This window comes from Kitasatospora sp. NPDC004272 (genome assembly GCF_053603035.1).
Genome location: NZ_JBSGET010000011.1, coordinates 78,023 through 89,634, shown reverse-complemented (window position 1 = coordinate 89,634; position 11,612 = coordinate 78,023). Strand labels below are relative to the sequence as shown.

Annotated in this window: 12 protein-coding genes; 6 read left to right on the top strand and 6 right to left on the bottom strand. The window is 76.7% G+C overall.

Annotated elements, in window-relative coordinates; translation table 11 throughout:
• Positions 1-27: 27 nt before the first annotated feature.
• From ACWEO5_RS06185 to ACWEO5_RS06160, 6 genes are all read right to left on the bottom strand, one after another.
• Positions 28-948, bottom strand: coding sequence for an alpha/beta fold hydrolase (locus ACWEO5_RS06185; protein ID WP_452160609.1), 921 nt, complete (start codon positions 946-948; stop codon positions 28-30).
• Between the two features lie 100 nt (positions 949-1,048).
• Positions 1,049-1,669: a TetR/AcrR family transcriptional regulator gene (locus tag ACWEO5_RS06180; RefSeq protein WP_452160607.1), complete on the bottom strand. Its 621-nt coding sequence runs from the start codon at positions 1,667-1,669 to the stop codon at positions 1,049-1,051.
• Positions 1,670-1,726: 57 nt separating this feature from the next.
• Positions 1,727-1,960, bottom strand: a complete 234-nt coding sequence (locus ACWEO5_RS06175; protein WP_452160605.1) for a hypothetical protein — start codon at positions 1,958-1,960, stop codon at positions 1,727-1,729.
• 66 nt (positions 1,961-2,026) lie between these two features.
• On the bottom strand, positions 2,027-2,425 hold the full coding sequence (locus ACWEO5_RS06170; protein WP_452160603.1) for a YciI family protein: 399 nt from the start codon (positions 2,423-2,425) through the stop codon (positions 2,027-2,029).
• A gap of 101 nt (positions 2,426-2,526) precedes the next feature.
• Positions 2,527-3,765, bottom strand: a complete 1,239-nt coding sequence (locus tag ACWEO5_RS06165; protein WP_452160601.1) for an MFS transporter — start codon at positions 3,763-3,765, stop codon at positions 2,527-2,529.
• A 191-nt stretch (positions 3,766-3,956) separates the two neighbouring features.
• Positions 3,957-4,616, bottom strand: a complete 660-nt coding sequence (locus ACWEO5_RS06160) for an ATP-binding protein (RefSeq protein ID WP_452160599.1) — start codon at positions 4,614-4,616, stop codon at positions 3,957-3,959.
• Positions 4,617-4,846: 230 nt separating this feature from the next.
• Between ACWEO5_RS06160 and ACWEO5_RS06155 the strand changes: the two genes are divergently transcribed.
• The 6 genes from ACWEO5_RS06155 (at position 4,847) to efeB (ending at position 11,568) form a co-directional block, all read left to right on the top strand.
• Complete coding sequence (locus tag ACWEO5_RS06155) at positions 4,847-5,677, top strand: hypothetical protein (RefSeq protein ID WP_452160597.1); 831 nt, start codon at positions 4,847-4,849, stop codon at positions 5,675-5,677.
• A 140-nt stretch (positions 5,678-5,817) separates the two neighbouring features.
• Positions 5,818-6,552 carry a YcnI family copper-binding membrane protein gene (locus ACWEO5_RS06150; protein ID WP_452160595.1) on the top strand — a complete coding sequence of 245 codons (735 nt, stop codon included), beginning with the start codon at positions 5,818-5,820 and terminating at the stop codon, positions 6,550-6,552.
• A 155-nt stretch (positions 6,553-6,707) separates the two neighbouring features.
• The gene (locus ACWEO5_RS06145; protein ID WP_452160593.1) at positions 6,708-7,388 is read left to right on the top strand and encodes an SCO family protein; all 681 of its coding nucleotides are present in this window, start codon (positions 6,708-6,710) and stop codon (positions 7,386-7,388) included.
• The gene (locus ACWEO5_RS06140; protein WP_452160591.1) at positions 7,385-7,861 is read left to right on the top strand and encodes a copper chaperone PCu(A)C; all 477 of its coding nucleotides are present in this window, start codon (positions 7,385-7,387) and stop codon (positions 7,859-7,861) included. Before ACWEO5_RS06145 ends, ACWEO5_RS06140 begins: the two co-directional genes overlap by 4 nt.
• A gap of 33 nt (positions 7,862-7,894) precedes the next feature.
• Complete coding sequence (locus ACWEO5_RS06135) at positions 7,895-10,348, top strand: copper resistance CopC/CopD family protein (RefSeq protein WP_452160589.1); 2,454 nt, start codon at positions 7,895-7,897, stop codon at positions 10,346-10,348.
• Positions 10,345-11,568, top strand: a complete 1,224-nt coding sequence (gene efeB / locus ACWEO5_RS06130; protein WP_452160587.1) for an iron uptake transporter deferrochelatase/peroxidase subunit — start codon at positions 10,345-10,347, stop codon at positions 11,566-11,568. Before ACWEO5_RS06135 ends, efeB begins: the two co-directional genes overlap by 4 nt.
• Positions 11,569-11,612: the final 44 nt, after the last annotated feature.

Here is an 11,612-nt window from a genome sequence, read left to right as displayed (position 1 = left end):
CGGCCGTCCGGCGTTCCCGGCCCGTCCTCAGGCCGCCGGGGCCGCAGGGGTGACCGGGGCCGCCGGGGCCGCGTCGGTCTGCAGCGGCACCGGCAGCGGCAGCGGCTCGGACAGGAAGGCCAGCACGTTGTCGACCACCGTCGGCTCGGAGAGCACCCGCCGGTGGCCGAGCCCCCGGGTGGTGATCAGGTGCAGCTGCTCCTCGCCGTACGCCGCCCGCAGCAGTTGCGCCTGCCGGTACGGGACGACGTCGTCCCCCTCGTCGTGCACCGCCAGGATCGGGGCGGTGACCAGCTCCGGGCGGCGGGTGGCGTCGAAGCGCCGCCAGACGTCCCCGGCGTCCGGCAGCAGGTGCCGTTCGATCCGGCGCACCAAGTCCCGCTCCAGGCGCTCGTTCAGGCCCAGGATGGCGGTGAACGCCTCGACCAGGTAGGTGAATTCGGCCAGCCCGGCGATCGAGGCGAGCCGGCCCACCGGCACCCCCTCGGCCATCGCGAGGAAGGTGCAGCACGTTCCGAAGGAGTGCGTGACGGCGGCCTCGAACGGGCCGTCCTGCTCGGCGAGCCGACCGATCAGCTCGCGGTACTCCAGGATCGTGACGCTGCGCCCCCCGGAGTCGCCGTGGCCGGGCGCGTCGAAGGCGACCGGGCTCATCCCGAGGTCCAGCAGCCCGCGCACGTACGGGGTGAAGCGCGAGGCCCGGGAGCGCCAGCCGTGCACCAGCAGCACCGGCCGCGCGCCGTCGCCCCACCGGTAGACCCGCGTCCGCTTGCCGTTGACCAGCAGCTCCGCGGTGCGCGCCCGGTCGTGCAGTTCGCGCTCGGCGGGGCGGACCCGGCTGCGGCGCACCGGGTGCCGGAAGAGCTCGTAGGCCACCCGTCCCGGCGGGGCGGTGGCGAGTAGGGAGGCGGCGTTCAGCGTGGTGCGCACGAGGGCGGTGGCTGGCATGGCCGAGATATTAGCACGACCGTTCGTGCAGTTTAGAAGGCGAGAAAAAGGCCCTGCGGACGGGCGGAACGGGCCGGGCTCAGGGCGGAACGGATCAGGCTCAGGCCGGGGGGAGGCCCAGCAGGCGGCGGGCCGCCCGGAGCATCCGGTCGTAGCGGGACGGGTCGTCGTGCAGCACCGCCAGGCTGTTCGCGCTGTCCATCAGGCCGGTCAGCAGCATGGCCAGCTCCTCCGGGTCGGTGCCCTCGGGCAGTTCGCCGGCCGCCGCGGCCGCCCGGGCCAGGTCGGTCACCAGGCCCTCCCACTCCAGCGCCGACTGCGCCAGCGCGTCCCGCACCGGGCCGGGCCGGGCGTCGAACTCGGCCGTCACCTCGTAGAAGAAGCAGCCGCCGTCGAAGACCCGGCCCCGCGAGTACTCCAGCCACTGCTCGCACAGCGCCAGCAGCCGCCGCACGCCCTCGGGCCGCTCCAGCACCGGGGCCACCACCCGGTCGTGGAAGATCCGCCGGGCCGCCCGGACGGTCGCCAGCTGGAGCTCCTCCTTCGAGCCGAAGCTCGCGAACACGCCGCTCTTGCTCAGCCCGAGGTCGGTCGCCAGCCGCCCGATCGACAGCGCCTCCAGGCCCTCGACCGAGGCGATCTGCACGGCCCGGCCGAGCACCGCCCGCCGGGTCTCGTTGCCGCGCTGGATCCGGCCGTCGGTGGCGGAGTCGATGACCACGGGAGCACCTCCGGCGGGTCGGGTCGGGACACCCGTCAGGGTACGCCGCGGCGGGCGTCAGCCGGTGTGCTCGTCCGGAAGGTACGGGGTCTCGCGCAGGAACAGCGCCCCGCAGGTGTGGCAGTTGTGGTCGGGGTCGACGGTCCAGCGGGTGGCGTCCTGGACGGGGGCGTCGGCGGACAGTTCCCTGCCGCACAGCGCGGTGAGGTCCGCGTCGCGGACGATGTGCCAGCTGACCACGGAGTCCGTGGCACCGGTCGGGTCGGTCTCGGCGCGCATCTGGTGCATCATGATCACCATGGTCCGCCGCCCGGACCGGCCCGGCAATTCGCGCTGCCGCCTGCGCCCCCGTCGCCGTCAGCGCTCCGCCGGGGCCTCCGGCAGCAGCTCGCGGACCTCGATCGGCAGGTTCATCGGCCTCCCGTCGTGTCCCGGCACCGCGGAGACCCGGGCCGCGATCTCGACCGCCCGCGCCTCGTCCGCGCAGTCGACCAGCCACCAGCCGTACAGGAACTCCTTGCCGTCCGGGAACGGCCCGCCGGTGACGACCGGCTCCCCGCCGGTGGCCCGGACGATCCGGGCGGTGGCCGGCTCCGCCAGGCCGCGCGCCTCGACCAGCTCGCCGGTGGCGGTCAGCTCGGCCGCCGTCCGGCGCACGTGGGCGAGGTGGGCGGCGGTGGCCTCCGGGCTCCAGGTGGGGATCGGCGGGACGCGGGTGTCGTCCTGGCTGAAGTGCAGTTGCAGCACGTACCTCACGGCGGGCTCCTCGCGGTGCGGGCGTTCGTCCTTCCGTACCCCGGTCGGAGCCGGGGCGCCGTTCTCGACACCCCGGCCCGCGCCGCCGCGCGCGCGGCGGGTCAGACGTTCGGGCGCAGCGCCCGCCAGGCCGCCAGGGTGGCCAGCAGCAGGGCGGCGCCGGAGATCGAGAAGCCGATCCGGGCGTCGACGTGCTGGGCGACGAAGGTGACGGCGAGGCCGGTGAGCGGGAGGGTGCCGGTCATCGCGCTGCCCCACAGGGCCATCACCCGGCCGCGCATCTCCGGGGCCGAGCGCAGCTGGGCCAGGGTGTTCGCGGTGGCGATGAACCAGATCGAGGTGAGGCCGACCGCGACCATGCCGGGCACCGCGACGTAGATGTTCGGCGACAGCGCGGTGAGCAGGATCGCCGCGGAGGTGGCCAGCGCCAGGCTGCGCACCCGGCGCGGGGTGGGCTCGGGCGAGCCGGCCGCCAGCAGCGCGCCGGGCAGGCCGCCGATGCCGAACGCGGCCATCAGCAGGCCGTACCCGCCGCCGCCCGCGCCCAGCGAGTAGCTGACCAGCGGCGGGAGGGTGAGCCCCATCGCGAAGATCAGACCGCTGGCGGCGGACATCGGCAGCAGGCCGCGGATGAGCGGGGAGCGCCAGGCGTAGGAGAGGCCCTCGCGGGCCTTCGCCTTGGGCCCGCCGGTGGATGCGCGGCGCGGACCGCCGTCCTCGGGGCGGAGCTTGACCAGGGCGAACAGCGGGGCGGCGTAGGCGAGTCCGTTGAAGACGAAGCAGAACCCGGGGCCGCTGGTGGCGAGCAGCGCGCCGGCGATGCTGGGGCCGATCACCCGGGAGGCGTTGAGCGCGACCTCCCAGAGTCCGACGGCGCTGGCCACCGCGCCGGCGCCGACCAGGTCGACCACGAAGACCTGCCGGGCCGTGGAGTCGACGGTGGTGATCAACCCGGTGCAGAGCGAGAGGGCCAGCAGCACCCACAGCCGGATCCCGTCGAAGGCGGCGATCAGGGCCAGCGCCAGGCTGATCGCCATCATCAGGCTCTGGGTGACCAGCAGCAGGCGGCGCCGGTCCGACCGGTCGACCAGCGCGCCGGCCCACGGGCCGAGGAGCAGCGTCGGCCCCCAGGCGCAGGCCGTCTGGACGGTCAACCAGACGGCGTTGTGGGTGAGTTCGAGGATCATCCAGGACATCGCGACGCCCTGGGCGAGGCCGCCGGACGCGGACGTCAGCTGGCCGTAGAACCAGAGGCGGAAGTCCCGTCCCTGCAGTGCGTTGCCCATCCGGGACAGTGCGCGACGGGATGCGGAGGCGGGCTCCGCGGCTGTGGTGGTCATGGTCCCCTCCGGTGGCCGGTCTAGACCTTAACCGGGGAGTCGGGAGCGTCCGCCAGCGAGTTTCGGACCGTGAGACGCCCGGGAGCGGGACGGGGGTCGGACACGAACGGGCGGCCGGTGGCCGCGCGGGAGGCGGTGCGCGGCAGGGCGGCGGCCGCTCAGGAGGCGGTGCGCAGCAGGGCGGCGGCCGCTCAGGAGGCGGTGCGCAGCAGGGCGGCGGCCGGGCCCGGGGTGAGCAGCTTGTCGAAGCTGACGGTAGCGCCGCGCAGCGGGTGGGTGCGGAGCTGAACGCGGTCGGCCAGGGCGTGGATCAGGAACAGGCCGCGGCCGCACTCGGCGTCCAGGTCGGGCACGGCGTCGGCGGCGGGGCCCGGCGGGACGGGGCACGGCAGCGGGGGCAGCACGTGGGTGTCGTACGGGGCGGGGCGGTCCGCGGCGGGCCGGCGGGCGGTGAGCACCCGGGCCGGGACGGAGGCCCGGCCGCGCCGGGTGCGGCAGCGCGGGGCGGGCCGCTCGGCGGCCGGGCGGCGCGGCGCGGCCGGCCGCGGGGCCGGGCGCTCGGCGACGGCGGCGGGGGCGGAGGAGGGCGCGGGCGCGGCCGGGCTGGTGTTGGCCACCTCGATCCGCAGCAGGTCGCCGCTGCGCGAAGCGGTGACCTGGAAGGTGCCCCCCGCGTGGGCGGGCGCGGCGTGCTCGACCGCGTTGGCGCACGCCTCGGTGAGGGCGAGGCCGAGGTCGAAGGCGACCTGCGGGTCGACTCCGGCGGCGTCCATGGCCCCGAGCAGGATGCGGCGGGCGAGCGGCACGCTGGCCGGATCGCGCTTGAGGTGCAGAGTCCACCAGATTTCCACGGGAGATCCCTCCTGGCTGCGGCTCCACATACAACTAGCTATCTCCCCGGCGGTGCACGGCGAACCGTCCGCACGAGCCAAGCCCGCCCGTTCGGCGGATGGACTGGTCCCGTCGGGTGTGCCGATCAGCGCGCGGACGGGTGAGTGCGCCGGTCGGTTTCTCGCCATTCGGGGCCGGTTCACGCCCCTGCCCCGGGGGCGGTTGTAGGCGGTGAGATGATGGCCCGGCCATGACTGACCCCACCGCCGCCGCCCGCCGGGGCGCCGCCGTGCCCGCGCGCCGGGTGCCGGTGGCGGCCTGGGACCTGCGGTTGCTGCGGGCGGTGCCGTTCGCGCTGGTGTGCACGCTGGTCGCGGCCTTCGGGCACGCGCGGGCGGGTGGCGCGGTGGCGCCGGACGTGCTGCTGCTGGGCTTCGCCGCGGTGTGCGCGGCGGCCGCGCTGGTCGGCGGGCGGGAGCGCCCGCTGGCGGCGATCGCGACGGCGCTGGCCGGCGGGCAGCTGGGACTGCACCTGCTGTTCCACTTCTTCGGCGGCGGCCTGGGCGGCGGTGCGCCGATGGCGCACGCGCAGATGGCCGGAGCCGGCGCCGCGGACCCGCTGGCGGTCGTCGCGGGCCGGCTGCTGTGCGACGACGCCCCCGGCAACGGGCTGACCGTCGTCCCGCTGGACACCACGCCGGAACAGGTGGTGAGCGCGGCCGGCCTGGACCCGCAGGCGGTGGTCGCGGCCGCGGCGCCGCACGCGGCGGCCGGCTGGCTGGGGCTGACCCCCGGCATGCTGCTGGGCCACCTGGCGGCGGCGCTGGTCGCGGGCTGGTGGCTGCGGCGCGGCGAGGCCGCGCTGTGGCGGCTGGTGCGGACCGCCGCGCTGACCGCCCGGGAGTGGGCCGCCCCGCTGCGCGGCGCGGTGGCGCTGCTGGGCGCACTGCTGCTGGGTGCCGGGCACCCGGTCGCGCCGCGCCGGACCGGGCGCCCGGAGGACTGGCCGCTGCCGGTGGCGGCGGTGCTGCGGCACAGCCTGCCGCGCCGGGGACCGCCCGCGGTGGCGTTCGCGCGCTGATCGGGACCGGGCAGGAACGCCGGGACCGGGCGCGCACCGCTGCCCCCGTGCCCGCGCCGTGAGCGGGCCGGACGAGTCCCGCTCCTCCCCCCGTGCCGACGCGGCAGCGCCGCGCGGCCCCCTTCCTCAGGAGTCCCCTGATGCGTTCGCTTTCCGCCCGCCGTTCCCTCGGCGCGCTCGTGGTGGCGGCCGGCGCCCTGCTGGCGTCCGCCGTTCCCGCCTTCGCCCACGTCACCGTCCAGCCCGGCAGCGTCCAGCAGGGCGGGTACAGCGCCGTGGCGTTCCGGGTGCCGAACGAGAGCGACACCGCCTCCACCGTGAAGGTCGAGGTCAACCTGCCGCTGGACCACCCGATGGCCTCGGTCCGCACCCAGCCGGTTCCCGGCTGGACGGCGGTGCTGGAGAAGTCGAAGCTCGACAAGCCGCTGGACTCGCACGGCCAGCAGATCACCGAGGCCGTCTCGAAGATCACCTGGACCGCGAACGACGGCACCAAGATCGGCCCCGGGCAGTACCAGGACTTCGCGGTCTCGCTCGGCGCGCTGCCGACCGACACCGACACGCTGACCTTCAAGGCGCTGCAGACCTACGACAACGGCGACGTGGTCCGCTGGATCGAGGAGGCCAAGGACGGGCAGCCCGAGCCGTCCAAGCCCGCCCCGACGCTGAAGCTCTCCAAGGCCGCCACGGCCGACGCCACCGCCGCGGCCGACCACCACTCGGCCGACTCCAGCGGCACCGAGCAGGCCGCCGCGTCCGGCACGAAGGGCTCCGACTCGACGGCCCGCACGCTGGGCGTGGTCGGCATCGTGGTCGGCGTGGCCGGCGCCGCGCTCGGCGCGGCCGGGCTGCGCCGCCGCTCCGGCCAGTCCTGAACCGCCGCCGGGACGGGGCCGCGCGCCCCGTCCCGGCGCTCCGCCCTCCCCTCCGCCCTCCCCCTCCGCACGAGCACCCCGCACCGAGCGCTCCCGCGCTCCCGTGCTCCTGCCGCTCCCCGTACCGACCGCTCCCGTACGAACAGGAAAGTCCCGTGGCCTCCCTCCACCGCCCCCGCCCCCGGCTGCTGACCGCCGCCGCCCTCGTCCTCGGCGCCTCGCTGGCGCTGTCCGCCTGCTCCTCCTCCGGTGGCGGCGGGGAGAGCACCGGGGCGGCGAAGGTCAGCAAGAAGGCGTCGACCAGCCAGTACCAGGGCACCGTGCTCGGCAAGAACTTCGACAAGCCGGACCTGGTGCTGGACGACACCTCCGGGCAGCCGTACGACCTGCGGGCGAAGACCGCGGGCAAGACCGTGCTGCTGTTCTTCGGCTACACCAGCTGCCCGGACGTCTGCCCGACCACGATGGGCGACATCGGCGTCGCGATGTCGAAGCTGACCGCCGAGCAGCGGGAGAAGCTGGCGATCGTGTTCGTCTCCACCGACCCGGAGCGGGACACCCCGCAGGTGCTGCGGACCTGGCTGGACTCGATGGGCAAGGACTTCATCGGGCTGACCGGCGACCTGTCGAAGGTGAAGACCGCGGCCAAGCCGCTCGGCATCCTGGTCGAGGACCCGGTGGTGGACGCCAAGGGCGCGGTCACCTCCACCCACGGCGCGCAGGTGCTCGCGTTCATGCCCGGCGACGACAAGGCGCACCTGCTGTACATGGCGGGCACCTCGATCGACGTCTACAAGCACGACCTGGAGCTGATGGCGAACGGGGTGGCGGTGTGAGCAGCCGGTCGTTCCGGCGCTCCGCGCTGCTCGGGGCGGGGCTGGCGGCCGCGCTCGCGGTCGGCGCGGGCGCGGTGGCGCTCCAGTCCGGCGGCTCCGGCGGCGCGCCGCGGCTGACCGTCGCGGACCCGTACATACCGCTGCCCGCCACGCCCGGCGGGATGGGCGCGGGCTACCTGACCGTCCGCAACGCCGGCGGCGCGGACACCCTGGTGAGCGTGAGCAGCCCGGCCGCCGGGTCGGTGACCATGCACCGGTCGACCGACAGCTCGATGGAGCAGGTCGAGGCGATGGACGTCCCGGCCGGCGGCACCCTCGACCTGTCCCGCGGCGGCGCGCACCTGATGATCATGGACTGGACCGAACAGCCCTCGCTCGGCGACGAGTTGGAGCTCGACCTGCAGTTCGCCAAGGCGGGCCGGGTCGTGGTCAGGGTTCCGGTGAAACCGCTGACGTACCGTCCGGGTAGCTGATCGGCGATGGCGACGAGGAGAGGCACGCACGTGGTGACAGGGGTGAGGCGGCGGCTCGGCGCGCTGCTGGCGGTACTGGTGGCCGCGCTCGGACTGGTGCTCGGCGGGGCGACCGCGGCGTCCGCGCACGCCACCCTGGAGGGCACCGACCCGGAACGGGGCTCGGTGGTGGCGACCGCGCCCGCCGCGGTCACGCTCACCTTCAGCGAGGGCGTCTCGCTGTCCACCGACTCGGTGCGGGTGCTCGACCCGCAGGGCAACGCGGTCGACGACGGCAAGCCCGACCACGTCGACGGCCGGGCCGCCACCGCCCGGGTCGCGCTGCGCTCCGGCCTCGCGAACGGCACCTACACGGTGGCCTGGCGGGCCGTCTCGGAGGACTCCCACCCCGTCGGCGGCGCCTTCACCTTCTCCATCGGCGCCCCCTCCGACACCTCGGTGAACCCCGCCGCCGTGCAGGGCGCCAAGGCCGACGGCGCGGTCGCCTTCGCCTACGGCACCGCCCGCACCGTCGCCTACGCCGCCTTCGCCCTGCTGGTCGGCGCCGCCGCGTTCGTGATCGTGGTGTGGCCCGGCGGCGCGGCCGTGCGCGGCGTGCAGCGGCTGCTGATGACCGGCTGGGTCGCGCTGCTGCTGTCCACCGTCGCCGTGCTGATGCTGCGCGGCCCGTACGAGCGCGGCAGCGGCCTCGGGCAGTCCTTCGACCTGTCGCTGGTGCGCGCCACCCTGGACGAGCGGATCGGCACCGCGCTGGCCGCCCGGCTGCTGCTGCTCGCCGCCGCGGGCGTCTTCCTGTCGCTGCTGGTCGGCCAGCTGGGGACCCAGCAGCCCAAGCCCGCCCCCGCCCCGGAGGTCGACGCCGCCGCCGACGCCGCCGACGCCGCCGGACCCGAGGACGAGGAGGAGGCGGAGGAGGCGGAGCTGCGCCGGCTGGAGCGGGCCGCCGCCGAGCGCCCGCAGCGCGACACCCGGCTCGGCCTCGGCCTGGCCGGACTCGCCCTCGCGCTCGCGCTGTCCGCGACCTGGGTCGGCGCCGACCACTCCTCGGTCGGCCTCCAGGTCCCGCTGGCGCTCCCGCTGGCCGCCCTGCACCTGCTCGCGATGGCCGGCTGGCTCGGCGGCCTGGCCGTCCTCGCCGTCGGCCTGCGCCGCGGCCTGCCCGCCGCCGCCGTCGACCGCTTCTCCAAGCTGGCGTTCTGGCTGGTCGCGGTGCTCGTGGTCACCGGCGTCTACCAGTCCTGGCGCGGCCTCGGCTCCTGGAGCGCGCTGGTCGACACCTCGTACGGGCGGCTGCTGCTGATCAAGGTCGGCTGCGTGGCGGCGATGCTCGGCGTCGCCTGGATCTCCCGCGCCTGGACGGCCCGGCTGCGCGGGACCGACGAGGCGGCGAGCGAAGCGGCGGCGGACGCGAACGCTGCGCGTGCCGGGGGGACGGCGGGCACGGCGGAGGCGGACGCGAACGCTGCGCGTGCCGGGGAGACGGCGGGCACGGCGGTGGGCGCCGGGGCCGGCGGGGCTGACGACGCCCGGGGCGAGTGGGCCACCGAGGCGCCGACCACTGCCGGGGACGTCATGGACGTCACGAGCACGGCGGAGGCGGCGACGGGTGGCGAGGGCGCTGCGGGTGACGGAGCGGGCGCAGGCGCAGGCGCCGCGAACGCGGCGGGCGCCGGAGGCGTCGCGGGCACGGCGGTGGGCGCCGGGGGCCCGGTGGACGTCGCGGATACCGCAGGGGCAGCGGCGGCGGGTGGCGAGGGCGCTGCGGGCGCCGGGGACGTCACGGGCACCGCGAACGTCGCAGGCACCGCAGGGGCAACGGCGGCGGGCGCCAGCACCGTCGCGGGCCAGCCGGACGACGACGTCCGGGGTGCCGGGGGCCGGGGCGAGGATCCGGCGCGGGCCGCCCAGTTGGCCCGCCAGCGGGCGGTGCGCGACCGCGCCCGGGGCGAGCGGGCCGCCGTCGGCTCCCCCGCCCGGGCCGGGTTGCGGCGCAGCGTGGTGGTGGAGACCGCGGTGGCGGTGGCGGTGCTGGTGGTCACCACCATGCTCACCAACTCGCCGCCCGGACGGGTCGCCCAGGCGGTCGCCGACGCGCCCGCGACGGCCGGTGCGGGCGCGAGCGCCTCCCCGGTGCCGGGGCGGACCGAGGAGCTGGAGCTCCCGTACGACACCGGCGGCCGGACCGCCAACGCCAAGGGCACCGCGGTCGTCACCGTCAGCCCGGTCGCCACCGGCCCGAACGCGGTCACCCTGAAGCTCACCGACTCCGCCGGGCAGCCCGCCGAGGTGCCGGAGCTGGAGCTCGCCTTCACCCTCCCCGACCGCGACCTCGGCCCGCTGCCCGTGACCCTGCAGGCGCAGGGCACCGGCAGCTGGACCGGCACCGCTCAGCTGCCGCTGAACGGCGTGTGGGTGGTCTCGGTGACCGTCCGCTCCTCCGACATCGACCAGGTGACGGCCACCCGGCAGCTGAAGGTCGGGCCGTGAGCGGCGGATCGGCCGGGCTGTCCCGGCGGGCGGTGCTCGGCGGGGCCGGGGCCGGGCTCGCGGTGGGGGCGGCCGGCGGGGCGTGGGGCGGGCGGGCCTCCGCGCACGCCCCGGCCGACGGGGTGACGCTGGGCGCGGCCCGGGTGCCGTTCCACGCGGCCCGGCAGGGCGGGATCGTCGAGCCCGCCCAGGCCCGGGTCGAGTGGGCGGCGTTCGACCTGCTGGCCAGCACCGGGCGGGACGGGCTGGCCGCGCTGCTGCGCGGCTGGTCGGCGGCGGCCGCCCGGATGGCCGCGGGCGAGCCCGCCACCGAGGGCGAGAACCAGATCGCGCTGGACGCCGGACCCAGCTCGCTGACCGTCACCTTCGGCTTCGGCGCCACCCTGTTCGACAAGGCCGGGCTGGCCGACCGCCGCCCCGCCGCACTGGTCGAGCTGCCCGCCTTCCCCGGCGACGCGCTGGACCCGGCCCGCTCCGGCGGCGACCTGTGGGTGCAGATCGGCGCGGACGACAGCCTGGTCGCGGTGCACGCGCTGCGGGTGCTGATGCGGCTGGCCACCGGGCTGGCCGCGCCGCGCTGGCTGATGTCCGGCTTCGCCCGCACGCCCGGCGCGACGCCGCACCCGATGACCGGCCGCAACCTGATGGGCCAGGTCGACGGCACCAACAACCCGCGCCCGCAGGACCCGGAGTTCGACGCCACCGTGTTCGCGGCCGGCGGCGACTGGATGGCCGGCGGCAGCTACGCGGTGCTGCGCCGGATCCGGATGCTGCTGGAGGGCTGGGACACCCTGCCGCTGGACAAGCAGGAGCGGATCATCGGCCGCCGCAAGAGCGACGGCGCCCCGCTCTCCGGCGGGCCGGACGCAGTCGAGCGCACCCCCGTCGACCTGGCCGCCACCGACGGGGACGGCGTCCTGCGGATCGCCCCCGACGCGCACGTCCGGGTCGCCGCGGCGGCCTCCAACGGCGGGGCGGCGATGCTGCGGCGCGGCTTCTCCTTCCACGACGGCCTGCTGCCCGACGGCTCCCCGGACGCCGGGCTGCTGTTCGCCGCGTACCAGGCCGACCCGGCGCGCGGCTTCGTGCCGGTGCAGCAGCGGCTCTCCCGCGGCGACGGCCTCTCCCGGTACCTGCGGCACGAGGCGTCGGCGCTGTTCGCGGTGCCGCCGGGCGCCCCCGCGGGCGGGTACGTGGGGCAGCAGCTGCTGGAGGGCTGAGGACGGCGGCGCGGCCGCCCGGTCCGCTGCCCGCAGAGCGGGAC